The organism is Mycobacterium sp. UM_Kg27 (genome assembly GCF_000972905.1).
In the GTDB taxonomy this organism is placed as follows: domain Bacteria; phylum Actinomycetota; class Actinomycetes; order Mycobacteriales; family Mycobacteriaceae; genus Mycobacterium.
In genome coordinates, this window is record NZ_JRMM01000038.1 from 12,243 (window position 1) to 31,221 (window position 18,979).

Sequence of the window (18,979 nt, forward strand, 5' to 3'; positions counted from 1 at the left end):
CGCAGCGCGTTCCTCTAAGCCAGCTTCGCGGACGCGACCGCCCGCCCGAAGATCTTCTTGCCCCCAGTGGTGGCGGTGAGCGCAATGGTCACCGTCTTCGACTCGGCGTCGACAGACTTCACCCGGCCGCTGAAGGTGATCTCCGCACCCTTGCCATCGTTGGGCACCGGCACCACAGAGGTGAAACGCACGTTGTACTCGGTCACGGCGCCCGGGTCCCCCACCCACGACGTGACGTAGCCGCCGCCGAGGCCCATGGTCAGCATGCCGTGGGCGATAGCGGTGTCCAGGCCCACCTGCTGGGCGATCTCGTCGTCCCAGTGAATCGGGTTCAGGTCGCCGGACACGCCCGCGTAGTTGACCAGATCCTGCCGCGACAGCGGGATGACCCGCTCGGGCAGCTGGTCGCCGACCTTGACCGAACTGAACTCACGCAACGCCATCGGTGAAACCCTTATCTCCCTCGCCGGCGCGGCCCGCCAGTGTCGTATATGTCTTCTGCACGATCTCGCCGGCGTGGTTGGTGACCACCTGTTGAGTGACGATGATGTCGGTGCCGTGTGCGCGGCGAACGGATTCGACCGACACGTCGCAAAACAGCCGGTCACCTTCCTTGATCGCTTGGTGAAACTCGATCTTCTGGTCGACCTGGACGATCTGAGCGTCGTCGGTGGTGACACCGCAATGCTCGAAGAAACCCGAAATGGCCATGTGCCCGAACACCGAGATGAAGGTCAGCGAGGCCACCAGCCCGTCGTAACCGAGATCCGCTGCCGCTCGCAGGTCCAGGCTGGCGGGGTCCACCGCCTTGACCGCACGGGCGTACTCGCGGATTTTCTCCCGTTCCACGTCGTAGTGGTCGGGATAGCGGTAGTGCGCCCCAGCGAGGCGGTCGGCCAACGACATGGCTCGGCCTGCTTAGCGAGATTCGCGGTGCGACTCGTGCTTGCCGCAGTTGGGGCAGAATTTCTTCAGCTCCAGCCGGTCGGGGTCGTTACGGCGGTTCTTCTTGGTGATGTAGTTGCGGTGCTTGCACACCTCACAGGCCAAGGTGATCTTCGGCCGCACATCAGTACTGGAGGCCACGTCTGTCGTCCTTCTTCACATGTCGAATTGCTTGCAGTAGCGGTGGGGAGGCTCGATCTCCCGACCTCACGATTATGAGTCGTGCGCTCTAACCAGCTGAGCTACACCGCCCCGATCGGCGCTAGTCGGCGCACCGACTGGCGTCCACCGAGCCCCCTAACGGAATCGAACCGTTGACCTTTTCCTTACCATGGAAACGCTCTGCCGACTGAGCTAAGGGGGCGGTCACCCACAGCAACCCTTTCGGGCGCTGCAAGCCTGTAGAAGGTTACAACCTCGGCCACGAGGTCACCAAACCGCGACGACAGAACCTGTGTCAGGGCAGGCCCGGCCCGCTTGGCGGCGACCTGCATCGCCCGGCTTCGCCGCGCTCGCAATCGACCGGCCCCCGCTGCTTTAGGCTGAAGGGCGTGCCCGATTCCGACCGGCTGTACTTCCGCCAGCTGCTCTCCGGACGCGATTTCGCGGCCGGCGACCCGATGGCCGCCCAGATGCGCAACTTTGCCTACCTCATCGGCGACCGGCAGACCGGCGACGCCGTCGTGGTCGACCCGGCGTATGCCGCCGGCGATCTGCTCGACACGCTCGAGGCCGACGGGATGCACCTGTCGGGCGTACTGGTCACCCATCACCACCCCGATCACGTCGGCGGCAAGATGATGGGTTTCGAGCTCAAGGGGCTGGCCGAGCTGCTGGAACGGGCCAGCGTTCCGGTGCACGTGAATACCCATGAAGCGCAGTGGGTTTCGCGGGTCACCGAAATTCCGCTGTCGGATCTGACCTCGCACGAACACGGCGACAAGGTCAGCGTCGGCGCCATCGACATCGAGCTGCTGCACACCCCCGGCCACACGCCGGGCAGCCAATGCTTCCTGCTCGATGGCCGGCTGGTGGCCGGCGACACTCTCTTCCTGGAGGGCTGCGGCCGCACCGACTTTCCGGGCGGCGACTCCGACGAGATGTACCGCAGCCTGCAGCAGTTGGCCGCCCTGCCGGGTGACCCGACCGTGTTCCCCGGCCACTGGTATTCGGCCGACCCGAGCGCGGCACTTTCCGAGGTCAAGCGATCCAACTACGTATTCAGCGCCGGAAGCCTGGACCGGTGGCGCATGCTGATGGGCGGATGAGGGGATGGCTGATGGGATCAGTTGAGGACCGCTTGTATGACGTCGCGCACGCGGGCGCGGATGCCTGGCTGGCCTGGGCCGCCTGGCTGGCCATCGGGATCACCGTGCTGGCGCTGTTCTATTTGAACCGTCAACTGCAGCGCAACCGCCGGTTGGCAGCCGAACAGACCCGGCCGCACGTGGCGATGTTCATGGAGCCGCACGCCGCCGATTGGCACGTCATCGAACTGGTGGTCCGCAACTTCGGCAAGACCGCGGCCTACGACATCCGGTTCGCGTTCGACCAGCCACCGACGGTGGCCCGCTACGAAACCGCCTCGGACGGCTACGCCGACGTCGTCGCGCTGCAACTGCCCGAAGAACTGACGGTGCTGGCGCCGAACCAGGAATGGCGAACGGTGTGGGACTCCGCGATCGACCGAGCCGAGCTCGGCGAGGGCATCGAGTCGCGGTTCACCGGGACGATCAGCTACGCCGACAGCCCCGACGAGCCCAAGGGCTGGTTCGGGCGGCGGGGCAAGCAGCCTCGGTACGAGAACAAGGTGGTCCTCGACTGGGGTGACCTGCCCCCGGTGCGGCGGGTCGAGTTGATGACCACCCACGACCTGGCCAAGCGCGAGAAGCAGAAACTGGAGCTGCTGCGCAGTCTGCTCAGTTACTTCCACTACGCCAGCAAGGAGACCCGCCCGGACGTGTTCCGCGGCGAGATCGAGCGGATCAACGGTGCGGCGCGTGAGATCCAGGACCGGTTGCGCGGTCGCGAGCAACTGGAGGCGTCCGGCAGCACCGACATCACGGTGCGGCTCGGCGACCCCAGCGCGGAGTTAGGCAAGCATCGCAGCTGAGCCCACCGCACGGATCCCGGCTTCAGTCACTTTCGGCGGTGTCCTCGGCTGCGCCCGTGCTGGGGTAGTGCGACGCCCGAAACCGCTGCAGGTAAGCCGGCCAGTCCCAGCTCGACAGGAACTCGCTGGCCGCGGCGTAGCCGTTGTCGTAGAGCTTCTCCAGCCGCTCCCGGGAGATGTCGAAGTCCAGCACGCTGACGTCGGTGGAGTTGACCTTGATGGCCCGCACACTGACCCACGGCTGGTTCAGGTAAGTCTGGTCGTGGCCGACCAGCATGGTGCTGATCAGGTTCTCCAGCAGCAGTGACTGCCCGAACAGTCGCAGCGGCCGCAGCACCGGAACCATGGCACCGATCCCGTCGGATATCTCCGGGACGACCGTGACCCCGAACGTGGGCCACAACGGTGCTCGGCCGTCGAGCCGGTCGAAGGTGTAGATCGGGAAGTTCGACAGCACCCCACCGTCGACCAGGGTGGATCGCAGCCCGCTGGCGCTGGTCAGCGTCACCGGGCGGTAGAAGAAGGGCACCGCCATCGAAGCGCGCACCGCGTCGGCGACGGACTGCTCATCGGGATCGAGCCCATAGAGCCGCCGGTAGTCCCACGGCAGCCGCGCCAGCTGCCCGGTCGTCACGTCGGTGACGGTGACCACGGCGCGGTAGCGCCGCTCGGGCAGCAGGTTGTCGGCGTGGTAGCCCAGATCTCCCCAGGTGCGCACTCCCAGGTTCGCCAGCTCGCTGCGGATCCACTCGTAGGCGACGTCGCCGCGATAGAGGGCGTTGTCGCGCAGGAACCCCCACACCGGTCCGACCAGCGGGATCGGCCCCGCGTCGCGCCAGGTGTGCAGCGGTACCGACAGCGCCAGGTCTTTGACCTGCGCCGCGGTCAGCTGGTCGCCCTGGGCCGCGGCGGCCAGAATCGTGCCCACCACCGAACCGCCGGACACCCCGGAGATGCGCTGTACCGAGTAGCCGGCCTCCATCAGGGCGACCACCGCTCCGACCAGCCCGATGAAGCGCACTCCCCCGCCGGACAGCACCAGGTCGGCGGTCAGCGGGTCGGTGTCGCGGGCTCGACGAGTAGCCATCGACCGGCGCTCAGTCCGCTGAATTCCATTCGTAGGGAAGGAATTTACCGTCGAAAGTGATCACCACTCGGTCGCCGCCCGGATGGGGCTTGCGCTCGATGTCCATGCTGAAGTTGATGGCGCTCATGATGCCGTCGCCGAACTGCTCGTGAATCAGCTCTTTGATCGCCGGGCCGTACACGCCCACCGCTTCATAAAGCCGGTAGATGGTCGGGTCGGTGGGCGGTCCAGTGAGCCCGCCGCGCATCGGTACCGCGGCCAGTACCGGCACCACCTCGGGGTCCAGTCCGAGCAGGCTCGCGAGGGTCTTGGCCGCTTCGGCGGGAATGGGATGTGAGCCCAGCAGTGCCGAGGTGGTCCACACGACCGGCTTGTCGATTGCGTCGGCCAGCTCCTGCCAGGTCAGTCCCTTGGCGAGGCGGGCGGCGATGATCTGCTCGGTGATCTGGCTTCGGTTCATGGCATCCAGCATGCCCGCCTCGCTCACTGTTCGAAATAGCTACGCAGGTTGTCCCACATCGCGGCGTGCGAGCTGCCGCCGTCGCGCAGCACGGTCTTCATCAACAACCGTGGGGCGCTGATGTCGACCAGTTCGTGCAGTCTGGTGCCCCCACCGTGCGGGTGCACCGTCATGGTGGACCACATCTCGATGCCGGGCCGCTGCCGGGTGTGGGTGCGGATCTCGCCGGGCGCGCTGGTGCGCAGGTCCACCCGGCAGGTGAACCGGATCGGTATTCCGTAGAGGCGCATACGATGCGGAGCCAGGTATCGGGTGACGCCGTCGGCGCCGCCGGGAACCTGGCGGACGTGCACCAGCATCGGGTGCACGGCTTCGTAGTTGACCAGATCGGCCAGAAACGCCGCGACGGTCTCGGGCGGCGCAGCGATGAAGGCGGTGTGCTCCAGGCGTCCGCGTGCCATGGCAGCACCTTAGCCCCGCAGGTTGCGGTGGCATACTCGCCGGTATGCCGCAAGACAAGGCCTCTGGGCGTCGCCAATCGGTCGTACTGCTCATGGCTGTAGCGGCGATAGCGGTGCTGCTCTTCGGCTGCGGATCGCAAACCCGGGCCGAGAACACCCAACTTGATTTCGCCGCCCAAACCCTCGATGGCCGACCATTTTCCGGTGCGAGCCTGGTCGGCAGACCGGCCGTGTTGTGGTTCTGGGCGCCGTGGTGTCCGCTGTGCCAACGGGATGCACCGATGGTCGCTCGACTGGCCGCCGCGCACCCCAAGGTGACCTTCGTCGGCGTGGGCGCGCAGGACCGGCTGGACGCGTTACGGGCGTTCGTCGACAGGTACGGCGTCGACGAGTTCACCGAGTTGGCCGACACCGACGCGGCGGTGTGGGCCCGGTTCGGGGTCACCCGGCAGCCGGCGTACGCCTTCATCAAGCCCGACGGGCACGTCGAGGTGGTGACGGGCTCGCTGGCCGAGGCCGAGCTGAACAGGCGCCTACAGGCCCTGACCGGTTCGTGATCGACACCGCCGCACTCAGTTTTGCCCTGGGGGCCGGGCTGGTGGCGGCGCTGAACCCGTGTGGTTTCGCGTTTCTTCCCGGCTATCTGGGCCTGGTTATCGCCGCCAGCCGAGATACCTCACGACCGGTCGCCCTGGCCCGGGCAGCGCTGGCGACCATGGTGATGGCCACCGGATTTCTGACGGTGTTCGGGATCTTCGGATTGGCTGTCTCGCCGTTGATCGCTTCGGCACAGAAGTATCTGCCGTTCGCCACTGTGGTGATCGGCGTGGCGCTGCTGTCCACGGGCGTCTGGTTGTTGGCCGGCCGCGAGATCCCGCTGTTGCTGCCCGGTAGGGCGGGCGGGATACCCACGGCACGGCTGGGGTCGATGTACGGCTACGGCGTCGGCTACGCCATGGCGTCACTGTCCTGCACGATCGCTCCGTTTCTGGCGGTGATCAGCACCACGTTTCGGCAGGGTTCGACGGTGGCGGGCGTGCTGGCGTTCATCGCCTATGCCGTGGGCATGAGCATCACCGTCGGCGTTGCGGCGCTGGCGGTGGCGGTGGCGGGTTCTGCCGCCAGCTCCGCGTTGCGGCGCGTGCTGCCGTATGTGGGACGCGTCGCCGGGGTGATCGTGTTGCTCACCGGGCTGTACGTCAGCTATTACGGCTACTACGAGATCCGGTTGTACTTCGCCGAGGGCGACGCTCATGATCCGGTGGTCGGTGCCGCGGGTGCGGTGCAGTCCTGGCTGGCCGATCAGGTCGACGCGCTGGGTGTTTGGCCGCTGCTGGGCGCGATCGTCGCGCTGGTGGCCGGCGCACTGGGCTGGCGAGCGCTGCGGCGCCGGCACCGGTCCGCCCCCGAATAATTGTTTCGATTGTTTCAATCTCGGGCAGCGGCGGGTAGCATGGGCGCATGCCCACCGCCGTCGCCCCGATCGCCCGCCAGGTCGCCGAACGCGCCCGCACCGACGCCGGGTTCGCCCTTGTCCTCGACGCGCTCCTGGAGGCGCCCACCGCCCCTCAGGGCACGTTGGAGCGTATCGCCGCCCACGCCCTGAACGACCAGCGCCGCGCTGCCCTCGTCGACGACTTCGTCGCCGGGGCGCTGCCCACGCCGAAGGTCCAAGACCTCCTGCGGTTGGGCACACCGCAGGCGGTGCACCGGCTGCGCAGCCGCGGCAAGCTCATCGGCGCGGCCATCGGCAACCAGACCTGGTTTCCGGCCTGGCAATTCGATGACGCCCGGCTGCGCCCGGAGCTGACCGAGATCCTGGAGCTGCTGGGCCGGTTCACCACCGACCCGCTGGCCGCGGACCGCATCATGCGGCTCACCCATGACGAACTGGGCGGTTTCTCGATCGCCGAGGCGCTGCGCCACGGCGAGACGGCGCCCGCCGCGCGTCGACTGCTCACCTCGCTCGGTGCCTGAACTCCCGGCCGGCTATCGGGCACCGCTGCCCGATGCCCGGCCCAGCGGGCTGCGCCGCCGGCGCATCGCCGCCGGCTCACAGCTGTGGCGACTCGACGCCGAGCCCCCCGGCCAGTGGACCTGGGGCGGCTTCGGTCAGCCGCGCTATCGCTTCGATCCCCCGTCCGGCGGGTTTCGCACCCGCTACGCGGCGACCGATCTCGTCGGCGCGTTCCGGGAACGCTACCGACTGACCGGATTGATGATCCCCGGCGATCACGCCCGCCACCATCTGGTGCGGCTGTCCGCCGCCCGACACCTGCGGGTGCTCGATCTGCGCACCGAGCGCAACCTGGATGCCCTGGGCGTCGACGACCAGATCAGCACCGGCCAGCACGACGCGGTGTGGGCCACCTGCCAGCACCTGGCAGATGCCGTGCGGCGCTGGTGGCCCGAGCCCGACGAATGCCCGGATGCGATCGTCTATCGTTCGCGCACCACCCCGGAGACTTCGGTCAACTATGCGTTCTTCGATGTCGGTGCATTCGCGGTGGAGTGCTGGCCGCTCGCGGAGCGCCCGGAGGTGACCGCGGATCTGGTGCTGCGGCACGGGTTTACCGTCGCGTACTGAGTCCGATAGCGCACTGCCCCACCTGCCACAGACCCACCCGTCACAGACCCACCCGTCACATACCCACCTGCCACAGGCCCATCCGTCACAGACCCACCTGCCACAGACCCACCCGTCACATACCCACCAGTCACAGCACGGAGGATGTGGGCATGCGCCCGCCTCTGAGCGACAACGCCGGTTATGTCAACTCGCATTGCGCTCGCCGAGGCGCGATTCTCCACCAGCACCCCGCCACGGCCTGACATAACGTCGCTTGTCGCTCGGAGCCGGGCACACACCACACCCCCGCTCCCGCGTGACGCCTGAGACGGACGTGACCGATCCCGGCGCTCAGCCCGGCTTCGTCGCGGTGACCAGCCGGGTCGAAGTCCACGGCCCGCCGTACCACATTCGCCAGCCCAGGTTGCGCCATGTCACGTCACGCCAACCCATTTCACGCAGTTGGGCGGCGTGGCGGCGGATCTCCCACAGATCGGCGATGGCCAACCGGCCTCCGGGCCGCAGCACCCGGGCCGCCTCCGCCAGCGCACGCCGGCGGCCCTCGCGAGACCCGATGTTGTGGATCGCCAGGTTGGACACCACCAGGTCGACGCTGGCGTCGGGCAGCGGCAGCGCGGTCATGTCGCCGGTGCTCACCTCGATCCGGTCGGCGACGCCTTCCAGGGCGGCGTTGGCCCGGGTGGCATCAGCTGAGTTGTCGGTCTGATCGGCCTGCCACAGGTCGACTCCGATCGCACGGCCGTCGGGCAGCCGCTTGGCCGCGGCGCACAACACCGCACCTCGACCGCATCCCATGTCGAGCACGGTTTCGTCGCCGCGCAGGCGCAGCCCATCGAGTACGTCGTCCCACACCTTGAACTTGCCGGCCCGCGTCGCATGCCAATACAGCCCGACCTGGGTCAGGACGGCGGCGTCGAGGACCAACGCCGCCGCGCCGGGCCACAGTGGACCGCGGGCCAGGGCGATGCCGCCGTAGATCGCCAGCGCGGCGGACCCGATCGCCAAAGCGGCGAGCTGCCCGCCCAGCGAGACCCGGTGAAACGATCCGTCGATGCCGTAGTCGCCGCGATGGCGTGGCGCCTCAGTCATCGTGCAGGCTCTCGTCGCCGAACCTGATCCCGAGATCGCGCGCTGTCTCGATCGAATCACAGTCCACTGGAACGGTTTTCTGTCGGCGGGTAGCTTCGGCCAACGGCACGTAATCCACCGTCGGCGGGTTGAGCGCCACCATCACCCCGCTGCGCCCCTCGTCGAGGGCCCGCACCGCCGCAGCGCCGAACCGCAGCCCCAGCAGCCGGTCCACCGACGACGGCGAACCGCCGCGTAACAGATGCCCCAGCACCACGGCACGCGACTCGCGCCCGGTGAGCGCCTCGAGTTCAGCGGCAACCTTGGCGCCCACGCCGCCCAGGCGTTCGGCCTGACCCACCGCCTTGCCCGCCACGGTGAGCTCGCCGCCTACCGGCTTGGCGCCTTCGGCCACGCAGATAATGGAGTAGGTCGAACCACGTTGCGCGCGTTGGTTGATCAGCTCGGCCACCGGCTCGAGCCGATACGGGATCTCCGGAAGCAAGATGGCGTGCACCCCGGACGCCAGCCCGGCATGCAGCGCGATCCAGCCGGCGTAGCGGCCCATCACCTCCACCACGATGATCCGGCTGTGCGAGGTCGCGGTGGGAAACAACCGATCGATGCACTCGGAGGCGAAATCGACCGCACTGTCGAAACCGAACGTCGCCGCCGTGCCCTCCAGGTCGTTGTCGATGGTCTTGGGCACCCCGACCAGCCGCAGCCCAGCCTGGTGCAGGTGGTGGCCGATCGCCAGGGACCCGTCGCCCCCGATGGTGATCAACGCATCGATCTCGTGCTCTGCGAAGCGCTCGAGCAGCTCGTCGGTGCGGTCCTGTTCTCTCCAGCTGCCGTCGGGCTGCTGCACCGGGTAGGCGATCGGGTTGCCGCGGTTGGTGCTGCCCAAGATGGTGCCGCCCTGGTGGATGATGCCGCGCACCCGGTTACGGTTCAGCTCGATCAGACCGCCATCGGGATAGTCGTCGCCCAGCAGCAGCCCGTTGTAGCCGTCGCGGATCCCGACCACGTCCCAGCCTCGTCTTTGGGCGGCCAGGGTGGCGGCGTAGACGACGGCGTTGAGACCTGGTGCGTCACCGCCACCAGTGCTGATCGCGATGCGCTTGATGCCCGCCGTCACCCCTGGACCGCCAGCACCGGGCTTTTGGGATCGATCAGAACCTTGGCATGCCGGGCCGGGTCCGCCAGCGCGTCGAACGCGTTCGCCACCCCGCCCAGTCCGACGGTGCCGGTGATCAACGGCGAGACGTCGACCTTCCCCTCGGCGATCATGTGCAGGGTGTCTCGGAATTCCATTGGTGTGTATCCCAATACGAACCGAAGGTCGGCTTCCTTGTTGATCGCGATCGCCGGCCGGATCGCGTCGGTTCCCATGCAGACGCCGACCACGACCACCCGGGAGAACAGGGGCGCGCCGGCGATGATGCCGTCGATGACACCGGGCACCCCGACGCACTCGAAGATCACCGGGCGGTTGGGTGTGGCGGCGCCGACGGCTTCGGCGGCCCGCCAGACATGCCACCAGGGCAACCGTGCCTTGTACAGCTTTTCGACGGTGCCCACCGCCAAGCCCAGCGCATCCGGCGCCTTCTCCAGGTGGCCGTGGCCCGCGGCCGCGGCATAGGGCGAATCGTGTGCCGGGTCGACGACGATGTCGGCGCCGCATCGGGTGGCCAGCGCGCGGCGGCCGGGCGAGAAGTCGCTGGCGATCACCGTGCGCACACCGCGGGCTTTGAGCATGCACACCACCGCCAGGCCGATCGGTCCGCAGCCGATCACGATCGCCACGTCGCGCTTGCGCACCTCGCCGCGTCGCACGGCATGCCAGGCGACCGCCATCGGTTCGGTGAGTGCGGCCGCGTCCACCGACAGGCCGTTGGGAATGGGCAGGGTCAGCGACTGCTCGACGAGCATCTGCTCGGCGTAGCCGCCCGGCGCCGATTCCGACAACCCGATCGCATGGACAGCGTCACCGCGCCGCAACAGCGGTAGTGCGACTACTCGGGTGCCGGGGCGCGGCGCCTTTCGAGTACGGGGACCGTGGTCGAGTACTTCGCCGCAGACTTCGTGCCCGAGCACCACCTGCTGATCCGAGCGCATGAAGCCGTCGTATCCGGTCGCGGCCATGACATCGGCGACCTCGTCGCAGTGCTGGCGTGCGTGCAGATCAGATCCGCAGATACCGCACCGCAGCACGTCGATGAGGAGCTGGCCTCTGGCCGGGACGGGGGTAGGTAGTTCGACGAGCTCGAGTTCGCTGTTGCTGCAACTGATCGCTTTCACGGTTTCCAGCCTACGAGGGTGACCGGCGGGTGGAGTGTCAACGACCGGGGCGGCGAGCACGTAACAGGGCTCCCACCAGGACGATCGCCAACACCGCCAGCCACGGCCAGGCGCCGTGCTGGTGCACCCACCCGGCGAGCGTGCCCTGGAGCCGTCCCGCCGCGGCCAGCACCGGATCGCCCACGCTGGCGTCGCCCTGGAACAGGCGAACTTCGTAGTAGCCGTAGTAGCCGACGTAGAGTCCCACGGCCACCAGCAGTGCCCCGCTGATCCGGCTCGCGTAGCGGGTGATTCGCCGTATCTTGGCGATCAGCGCGGAGCGGGCCAGCGCCACCGCGATCGCGAGCACCCCGACCAGTAGGCCGAACCCGGCCGCATATGCCAGATAGACCGTCACCGCGTCGCGGCCACCGCGCAAGGCCGCCCCGGTGACCGCCAGGAACGGGCCGATCGTGCAGCCCAGCGACGCGCACGCGTAGCCCACCCCGTAGCCGAGCATCGACCCGATCCGGGCGGTGGGCGCCCATCGTCCGCCGAACGATCCAACCGCGAGTCGGCCGCCCGCCAGCAGCCAAAACCCAAGGGCCACCAGCACCACCCCGATCACCACCGTGGCATAGGGCAGGTAGCGCTGCGCCCGTGCGGCCGCCGTGACGGTGAGCAGCCCGAAGACGCCGAACACCGCCAGAAAGCCCAGGGTCATCGCCGCGGTGGCCGCCAGCGCGCGGCCCACCGCCTGCCGCCCGCCGGTCCGCTCGCCACGCACCACCAATGCCAGGTAGGCGGGCAGCAGCGCGAACCCGCACGGATTCAGGGCCGCCACCAACCCTGCGGCGAAGGCCAGCGCGGGCAGGTTCTGGTTCACCTAGGTCAGCGCCGCGACCCGGTCGGACAACTCCTGTTGCGACATCGCCGAGGTGGGGTTGTTCACGAAGGTCGAGGTGCCGTCGGAGCGCTCGAATACGTAGGCGGGCTGCCACGGCACTCCGAATCGGGTCCAGATCGAGCCGTCGGCGTCGTTGAGGTTGGTGAAGTTCAGGTGGTACTTGGCGACGAAGGCCTGCATCGACGCCACATCGGAGCGGCCCGCGACTCCGACGAAGGTCACCCGGGGGTTGGCGGCCGCGACTTGGCTCACCGACGGCGCTTCGGCGTTGCAGAACGGACAACTCGGCCGCCAGAACCACAGCACTACGGGTTTGCCCTGCAGGCTGGCGCCGTTGAAGGGGGTCCCGTCAATGGTCGTGGTGGTGAACTGCAACCGGTCATCTGCGGCGGTGGCGGCCGGTGAGGCGGCCAGCCCGACAACCAGTGCGGCGACAGCGGCCAGTACCAACGTGTAGATCCTCATGTGAGGCATCACGAACGCGGACGGCCGATGGTTCAGCCCACGCGTCGGGGCCGCGGTTTATGGTGGCCGCGATGGGACTGCACCTGCACCGCGCCGAGCGCACCGACGTCCTCGCCGACGGCCTCGGTGCACTGTTGGCGACGCCGCCGGCCGACCCGTTCGCCCAGGAGCTGGTGCTGGTGCCGGCGCGCGGGGTCGAGCGCTGGCTGTCCCAACGTCTGTCGCATGTGTTGGGTGCCGGTCCCGGCGGCGACGGGGTCTGCGCGGGCGTGGAGTTTCGCAACCCGATCTCGCTCATCGCCGAGATCACCGGCGCCGGCGACGACGATCCGTGGTCCCCGGATGCCATGACCTGGCCGCTGTTGGCGGTGATCGACGCGAACCTGGCCGAGCCCTGGTGCGCCACGCTGGCAACGCATTTGGGCCACGCCGACTCCAGCGGAGAAGGTGAGCTGCGGCGCGGCCGGCGCTATGCGGTGGCGCGCCGGCTGGCCGGACTGTTCGCCTCCTATGCCCGGCAGCGCCCGCAGTTGCTGGTCGACTGGAGCGCCGGCGAGACCGGTGAATTGCATGAGGACCTGGCCTGGCAGCCGCCGCTGTGGCGGGCGTTGGTGGCCGCCATCGGTATCGATCCCCCACCCGTTCGGCACCGCGATACCGTCGCGCGTCTGCGCCGAGCGCCGACCGAGACGCTGCCGGCCCGGCTGTCGTTGTTCGGGCACACCCGGTTGGCGTGCACCGACATCGAGTTGCTGGACGCGCTGGCCACTCATCACGACCTGCACCTGTGGTTGCCGCATCCCTCCGATGCGCTGTGGCGCTCGCTCGGCGACGTGCACGGCGCCGTACCGCGCACCGAGGACGACACCCGCCACCACGCCCACCATCCGCTGCTGGAGACGCTGGGCCGCGATCTGCGCGAGCTGCAACGCGGCCTGCCCGCCGCGCCCGACAGTGATGAATTCCTTAATGCCGCAACGCCGCCGGACACCCTGCTGGGTTGGCTGCAATCCGATCTGGGCGCCAACGAGCTGCGCCCAACGGGCCGCCACCACGCCGCATCAGACCGCTCGGTGCAAGTGCACAGCTGCCACAGCCCGGCCCGGCAGGTCGACGTGCTGCGCGAAGTCCTGCTGGGGCTGCTGCACGACGATCCGACGCTGGAGCCCCGCGACATCGTGGTGATGTGCCCCGACATCGAAACCTATGCGCCGTTGATCGTCGCCGATTTCGGTCTGGGCGAGCTCGCCGGCGACACCCACCCGGCGCATCGGTTGCGGGTGCAGCTCGCCGACAGGGCACTGACCCAGACCAATCCGCTGCTCGCGGTGGCCGCCGAACTGCTGGAGATCGCCGGCAGCCGCGCCACCGCCACCGCCGTGCTCAACCTCGCCCACGCCGACCCGGTACGGGCGCGGTTCGGCTTCACCGACAACGATCTGGCCCAGATCACCACCTGGGTGCGTACCGCCAACATCCGCTGGGGTTTTGACCCACACACCCGCGAGCGCTACGGGCTGTCGCACATCGTGCACAACACCTGGAGATTCGGCCTGGACCGCATCTTGACCGGGGTGGCGATGTCCGATGATTCGCAGGCCTGGCTGGGCACCGCGCTCCCCCTCGACGACGTCGGCAGCAGTCAGGTGGAGCTGGCCGGGAAACTGGCCGAGTTCGTGGCCCGGTTGCAGTCGGCGGTCGAGAAGTTGGAGGGCACGCGCCCGCTGGCGGAGTGGATCACCGCGCTGCGCGACGGGGTCGCCGAGCTGGCCGATGCCGGCACCGATGCCTGGCAGAGCGCGCATCTGCAACGGGAGTTGGCGCAGGTGCTCGACGACGCCGCGGCCCGCAGCGACACCGCCCTGCGGCTACCCGATGTGCGCGTGCTGATGGCCGGGCATCTGGCCGGGCGGCCGACCCGGGCCAACTTCCGCACCGGCACGCTGACGGTGTGCACCATGGTGCCGATGCGGTCGGTGCCACACCGGGTGGTGTGCCTGCTGGGCGTGGACGACGGGGTGTTCCCCCGGCTGGACCTGCCCGACGGCGACGACGTGCTGGCGCGGCGCCCGATGACCGGGGAACGTGACATCCGTTCCGAAGACCGGCAATTGCTGCTGGATGCGATCACCGCGGCCACCGACAAGCTGGTGATCACCTACACCGGCGCCGACGAACACAGCGGCCACCCCCGCCCGCCCGCCGTCCCGTTGGCCGAGTTGCTCGATGCGCTGGATCAGACCACCCCCGAACCGGTGCGCGCGCAGCTTGTTGTGGAGCATCCGCTGCAGCCGTTCGACGTCAAGAACGTCGAACCCGGCCGGCTGATCCCCGATGTGCCGTTCACCTTCGACCCGACCGTGCCGCTGGCCGCCCGAACCGCCGCCGGAATCCGTTGTGCTGCACGGGCGTTCATCACCGACCCGCTTCCCGCACCGCCGCCGGCAGACGTCGCGCTCGTCGACCTGCTCAAGTTCTTCAAGGACCCGGTCAAGGGCTTTTTCAGTGCGCTGAACTACACCCTGCCGTGGGAGGTCGACGAGGTCGAAGACGGTATGCCGGTCGAGATCGACGCGCTGGGCGAGTGGGCGGTGGGCAACCGAATGCTGCACGACATGCTGCTGGGCACCGACCCGGCCAATGCCATCGCGGCTGAGTGGCGGCGCGGCAGCCTACCACCCGGGCAACTGGGCTGGCGCACCGCCAAACAGATCCGGGACCGGGTCATGTACCTGGCGGCCGCGGCCTTGGAGCATCGCCAAGGCGCTCCGGCGACTTTTGACATCGATCTGGATCTCGGAGGTGGGCGCCGGCTGACCGGTACCGTCACCCCGGTGTTCGATGCCACCACGGTGTCGGTCAACTACTCCAAACTGCGGGACACCCATCTGTTGCAGGCCTGGATTCCGCTGGTGGCGTTGGCCGCCCAGCGTCCCGACGTCGAGTGGACCGCCCGCTGCATCGGCCGCGACCGAGGCGGCGAGCGCGCCCGGCAGCGGGTGCTCGGGCCGCCACCCGACCCGGTCGAAACATTGCGGGAGCTGGTGTGGCTCTATGACATGGGGCGATGCGAACCGCTGCCACTGCCGATCAAGACGTCGTACGCGTGGGCCGAGAAGCGTCACGCCGGGCGCGACCCGGTGTCGTATGCGAGCAGTAAATGGGCCACCCAGCGCTATCCCGGTGAGAACGCCGAACCCGCCAGCGTGCGGGTGTGGGGACCGCACGCGCCGTTCGACGTGCTGCAGACCCCACCACGCCCGGGCGAGGAGTTCGGCGGCGAGGACACCCGACTGGGCGCGCTGGCCGCCCGGCTGTGGCTGCCGTTGCTGCGCGCGGAACGGCGGATGCGCTGATGGAACGCTTCGATCTGCTGGGCCCGCTGCCGGCCCGCGGCACCACCACGGTGCTGGAGGCCAGCGCCGGCACCGGTAAGACGTTCACGCTGGCCGGTCTGGTGACCCGCTACCTGGCCGAGGGTCACGCCACCCTGGACGAGATGTTGTTGATCACCTTCAGCCGCGCCGCCACCCGGGAGCTGCGTGACCGGGTGCGTCGCCAACTGGTGGAGACATTGGCCGCCCTGGACGGCATGTGCGCACAGGAACCCAATGATCTTGTCGCGCATCTGTGCGCCGGTAGCGCCGACGAGCGGGAGCTGAGCCGGCGCCGGCTGCGTGATGCGCTGGCCGGATTCGACGCCGCGACCATCGCCACCACGCATCAGTTCTGTCATCTGGTGCTGAAGTCACTGGGCATCGCCGGTGACACCAGCGCCGGGGTCGAGTTGGTGGAAAGCCTTGACGACCTGGTGATCCGGGTCGTCGACGACCTGTACCTGGCGAAGTTCGGTACCCAGCGCGACGAGGTGGCGCTGAGCTACGCCGACGCGCTGGAACTCGCGCGGCAGGTGGTCTCCGACCCCTATGCCCAGCTGCGCCCGCTGGATCCCGAACCCGACTCGGTGGCCGAGGTGCGGCTGAGATTCGTCGATGCGGTCTGCACCGAATTGGAGTTGCGCAAACGCCAGCTCGGCGTGCTGGGCTATGACGACCTGTTGCGCCGGCTGGCCGGCGCCTTGGAGCCCGAAGACTCACCGGCCCGTGAACGGATGCGGCAGCGCTGGCCGATCGTGATGGTCGACGAGTTCCAGGACACCGACCCGATCCAGTGGCAGGTGATCGAACGCGGCTTCGTCGGGCATTCGGCGGTGGTGCTGATCGGCGACCCCAAGCAGGCGATCTACGGGTTCCGCGGCGGCGACATCTACACCTATCTGCAGGCGGCCCGCACCGCTGGGCAGCAGCGCACCCTGGCGGTGAACTGGCGCAGCGACTCCGCACTGGTCGAGGCGCTGCAGACGGTGATGGGCGGTGCGGCGCTGGGCGATCCGCAGATCGTGGTCCACGATGTCGAGGCCGCGGTCAGCGGAACCCGGCTGGCCGGTGCGCCCAGCACCGCGCCGTTGCGGCTGCGGGTGGTCGGCCGCGCGACCTTCGGTGTCAGCGCCGACCGTGTCGTCCCGATGACCAAGCTGCGCCGCCATATCCCCGATGATCTGGCCGCCGACGTCGCCGCCTTGTGGGCCAGCGGCGCGACTTTCGACGGCCGTGCGATCAGCCCCGGCGATGTGGCGGTGATCGTGGAGAACAGCAAGGACGCGGCCGCCTGCCAAGAAGCCTTGCTGCGGGCCGGGATTCCCGCGGTGTTCACCGGTGACGCCGACGTGTTCTCCTCGGCTGCGGCCGCCGACTGGTTGTGTCTTTTGGAGGCGTTCGAGGCAACGCATCGCGCCGGGCTGGTGCGGGCCGCCGCGGCGACGGTGTTCTTCGGCCATACCGCCGCTACCCTGGCCGACGGTGGTGACACGTTGACCGACCAGGTGGCGTCCACGTTGCGGGACTGGTCCGATGAACTGCGTCTGCACGGGCCGGCGGCGGTGTTCGAGGCGGCGCAGTTGGCCGGCCTCAAGCGCCGGTTGCTCGGCGAGTACGGCGGGGAACGCACCATGACTGATCTGGCGCATGTGGCGCAGCTGCTACATGAGGCCGCGCACCGCGACCGGTTGGGCCTGCCGGCGTTGCGGGATTGGTTGCGCCGTCAGTGCACGGAACGAAACGGTGGCGGGCAGCACAATCGCCGGCTCGACTCCGACGCGGCCGCCGTGCAGATCCTGACGGTGTGGGGCTCCAAGGGCTTGCAGTTTCCGATCGTGTACCTGCCGTTCGCGTTCAACCGGCACATGTTCGACGAGGCCATCCCGCTCTACCACGAAGCCGGTGTGCGTTGCCGGCACGTCGGCGGCCCGAACAGTTCCGACCACAACGAGGTGCAGCGGTTGAGCGTGGCCGAGGCCGCCCGCAATGACATTCGGCTCGCCTATGTGGCGTTGACCCGCGCGCAGTCGCAGGTGGTGGCGTGGTGGGCGGCGTCCTACGACGAACCCAACGGCGGCCTGTCCCGGTTGCTGCGGGGCCGGTGCCGTGGCGAGGCGCCGGTACCGGATCGCTGCGAGCCCAAGCCGTCCGACGACGAAGCGCTGAGCTGCTTTCGGGAGTGGGAGGCCGCCGGCGGTCTGGTCATCGAGGAGTCGGTGATCGCCCCGCTGGCCCCGGTCGCCTCGGCACAGCCTCCGGATGGCTTGGAAGCACGGCACTTCCACCGCCACATCGACACCGGCTGGCGGCGCACGTCGTATTCGGGGCTGATCCGGCATGCCTCCGAAGGCGTGGCAGATGTGGCGGGCGCGGCGTCCGGGGTGCACAGCGAGCCGGAGCTGACCGCCCGCGACGACGAGGCCGACGACGTGCCCGTGGCGGTGGCGGCGCCGCCGGACGGCGCGGATCTGGTCTCGCCGATGGCCGAGTTGCCGGCGGGGGCGGCGTTCGGTTCGTTGGTGCACGCGGTGTTGGAGACCGCCGATCCGTTCGCCGCCGACCTGGCGGCCGAGCTGGAAGCACAGGTAAGCCTGCACGCCGCCTGGTGGTCGGTCGACGCCGAGCCGGCCGTATTGGCCGCGGCACTGGTGCCGATGCACGACACCCCGCTGGGGCCGCTGGCCGGTGGGCTGACGCTGCGCGACATCGGCACCCGAGACCGGTTGCGGGAGTTGGATTTCGAGATTCCATTGGCCGGAGGGGATGTTCGGGGGGTGGCAACGGACCTGCGGCTGGCCGAAGTGGGGACGCTGCTGCGCGAGCATCTGCCGGCTGACGACCCGTTCGCCCCGTATGCCGACCGGCTGGCCACCGAAGCACTGGGCGGCCAGCCGCTGCGCGGATATCTGTCCGGGTCGATCGATGTGGTGCTGCGGGTTCGGCAACAGCGCTTTGTGGTGGTCGACTACAAGACCAACCGGCTGGGCGACACCGCCGCGGACTACGGGTTCGACCGGCTCACCGCTGCGATGCTGCATTCGGATTACCCGTTGCAGGCGCTGTTGTATACCGCGGTGCTGCACCGCTTCCTGCGCTGGCGGCTGCCCGGTTACGACCCCGAGCAGCATCTGGGCGGGGTGCTGTATCTGTTCGTGCGCGGCATGTGCGGGCCGGAGACCCCGGTCATCGACGGGCATCGTGCCGGGGCTGTCTCTTATACACATCT

General features: G+C 68.8%; 19 protein-coding genes and 2 tRNA genes. 8 read left to right on the forward strand and 13 right to left on the reverse strand.

Annotated elements, in window-relative coordinates:
- Positions 1-14: 14 nt before the first annotated feature.
- The 5 genes from hadB to LI94_RS08575 all read right to left on the reverse strand — a co-directional run bounded on the left by hadB (position 15) and on the right by LI94_RS08575 (position 1,309).
- Positions 15-443 (reverse strand): (3R)-hydroxyacyl-ACP dehydratase subunit HadB, encoded by a 429-nt coding sequence (hadB, locus tag LI94_RS08555; RefSeq protein ID WP_046300928.1) that lies wholly within the window; start codon positions 441-443, stop codon positions 15-17.
- Complete coding sequence (hadA, locus tag LI94_RS08560) at positions 430-906, reverse strand: (3R)-hydroxyacyl-ACP dehydratase subunit HadA (protein WP_024440979.1); 477 nt, start codon at positions 904-906, stop codon at positions 430-432. Before hadA ends, hadB begins: the two co-directional genes overlap by 14 nt.
- Before the next feature lie 12 nt (positions 907-918).
- Positions 919-1,086, reverse strand: coding sequence for a 50S ribosomal protein L33 (gene rpmG / locus LI94_RS08565; protein WP_024440978.1), 168 nt, complete (start codon positions 1,084-1,086; stop codon positions 919-921).
- A 37-nt stretch (positions 1,087-1,123) separates the two neighbouring features.
- Positions 1,124-1,197: transfer RNA gene (locus LI94_RS08570), tRNA-Met, on the reverse strand.
- A 39-nt stretch (positions 1,198-1,236) separates the two neighbouring features.
- Positions 1,237-1,309, reverse strand: a tRNA-Thr gene (locus LI94_RS08575).
- A gap of 187 nt (positions 1,310-1,496) precedes the next feature.
- Here LI94_RS08575 and LI94_RS08580 point away from each other — a divergent pair.
- Together LI94_RS08580 and LI94_RS08585 are read left to right on the forward strand one after the other, a co-directional pair.
- Positions 1,497-2,213 carry an MBL fold metallo-hydrolase gene (locus LI94_RS08580; protein WP_046300929.1) on the forward strand — a complete coding sequence of 239 codons (717 nt, stop codon included), beginning with the start codon at positions 1,497-1,499 and terminating at the stop codon, positions 2,211-2,213.
- Positions 2,214-2,224: 11 nt separating this feature from the next.
- Positions 2,225-3,058 carry a hypothetical protein gene (locus LI94_RS08585; protein WP_024440976.1) on the forward strand — a complete coding sequence of 278 codons (834 nt, stop codon included), beginning with the start codon at positions 2,225-2,227 and terminating at the stop codon, positions 3,056-3,058.
- A gap of 22 nt (positions 3,059-3,080) precedes the next feature.
- Here the strand turns inward: LI94_RS08585 and LI94_RS08590 are convergent, their stop codons facing one another.
- The 3 genes from LI94_RS08590 to LI94_RS08600 are packed head-to-tail and all read right to left on the reverse strand — an operon-like array spanning position 3,081 to position 5,066.
- Complete coding sequence (locus LI94_RS08590; RefSeq protein ID WP_024440975.1) at positions 3,081-4,145, reverse strand: patatin-like phospholipase family protein; 1,065 nt, start codon at positions 4,143-4,145, stop codon at positions 3,081-3,083.
- Positions 4,146-4,155: 10 nt separating this feature from the next.
- A complete protein-coding gene (gene cynS, locus LI94_RS08595; RefSeq protein WP_024440974.1) occupies positions 4,156-4,617 on the reverse strand; it encodes a cyanase in 462 nt (153 codons plus the stop codon).
- Positions 4,618-4,628: 11 nt separating this feature from the next.
- The gene (locus LI94_RS08600) at positions 4,629-5,066 is read right to left on the reverse strand and encodes an SRPBCC family protein (RefSeq protein WP_046300930.1); all 438 of its coding nucleotides are present in this window, start codon (positions 5,064-5,066) and stop codon (positions 4,629-4,631) included.
- Positions 5,067-5,110: 44 nt separating this feature from the next.
- Between LI94_RS08600 and LI94_RS08605 the strand changes: the two genes are divergently transcribed.
- From LI94_RS08605 to LI94_RS08620, 4 genes are read left to right on the forward strand one after another with little or no spacing between them, the layout of a single operon-like run.
- Positions 5,111-5,623 (forward strand): redoxin domain-containing protein, encoded by a 513-nt coding sequence (locus LI94_RS08605; RefSeq protein WP_046300931.1) that lies wholly within the window; start codon positions 5,111-5,113, stop codon positions 5,621-5,623.
- Positions 5,620-6,480, forward strand: coding sequence for a cytochrome c biogenesis protein CcdA (locus LI94_RS08610; RefSeq protein ID WP_046300932.1), 861 nt, complete (start codon positions 5,620-5,622; stop codon positions 6,478-6,480). Before LI94_RS08605 ends, LI94_RS08610 begins: the two co-directional genes overlap by 4 nt.
- 47 nt (positions 6,481-6,527) lie before the next feature.
- A complete protein-coding gene (locus LI94_RS08615; protein WP_024440970.1) occupies positions 6,528-7,043 on the forward strand; it encodes a hypothetical protein in 516 nt (171 codons plus the stop codon).
- A complete protein-coding gene (locus LI94_RS08620) occupies positions 7,036-7,653 on the forward strand; it encodes an RES family NAD+ phosphorylase (protein WP_024440969.1) in 618 nt (205 codons plus the stop codon). Before LI94_RS08615 ends, LI94_RS08620 begins: the two co-directional genes overlap by 8 nt.
- Positions 7,654-7,986: 333 nt before the next feature.
- Here the strand turns inward: LI94_RS08620 and LI94_RS08625 are convergent, their stop codons facing one another.
- From LI94_RS08625 to LI94_RS08645, 5 genes are read right to left on the reverse strand one after another with little or no spacing between them, the layout of a single operon-like run.
- Entirely contained in the window at positions 7,987-8,745 is a 759-nt protein-coding gene (locus tag LI94_RS08625; protein WP_024440968.1) for a class I SAM-dependent methyltransferase, read from the reverse strand.
- Positions 8,738-9,862 (reverse strand): ATP-dependent 6-phosphofructokinase, encoded by a 1,125-nt coding sequence (locus LI94_RS08630; RefSeq protein ID WP_046300933.1) that lies wholly within the window; start codon positions 9,860-9,862, stop codon positions 8,738-8,740. The genes LI94_RS08625 and LI94_RS08630 overlap by 8 nt, the downstream gene beginning before the upstream one ends.
- Positions 9,859-11,025, reverse strand: coding sequence for a zinc-binding dehydrogenase (locus LI94_RS08635; protein ID WP_046300934.1), 1,167 nt, complete (start codon positions 11,023-11,025; stop codon positions 9,859-9,861). The genes LI94_RS08630 and LI94_RS08635 overlap by 4 nt, the downstream gene beginning before the upstream one ends.
- 37 nt (positions 11,026-11,062) lie before the next feature.
- Positions 11,063-11,890 carry a cytochrome c biogenesis protein CcdA gene (locus tag LI94_RS08640; protein WP_024440965.1) on the reverse strand — a complete coding sequence of 276 codons (828 nt, stop codon included), beginning with the start codon at positions 11,888-11,890 and terminating at the stop codon, positions 11,063-11,065.
- The gene (locus tag LI94_RS08645; RefSeq protein WP_024440964.1) at positions 11,891-12,376 is read right to left on the reverse strand and encodes a protein disulfide oxidoreductase; all 486 of its coding nucleotides are present in this window, start codon (positions 12,374-12,376) and stop codon (positions 11,891-11,893) included.
- Positions 12,377-12,447: 71 nt separating this feature from the next.
- Between LI94_RS08645 and recC the strand changes: the two genes are divergently transcribed.
- Both recC and recB read left to right on the forward strand, forming a co-directional pair.
- Positions 12,448-15,732, forward strand: coding sequence for an exodeoxyribonuclease V subunit gamma (gene recC / locus LI94_RS08650; RefSeq protein ID WP_046300937.1), 3,285 nt, complete (start codon positions 12,448-12,450; stop codon positions 15,730-15,732).
- Positions 15,732-18,979: exodeoxyribonuclease V subunit beta (recB, locus tag LI94_RS08655; RefSeq protein ID WP_046300938.1), on the forward strand; the 3,248-nt coding region annotated here is incomplete at its 3' end. The genes recC and recB, both read left to right, overlap by 1 nt.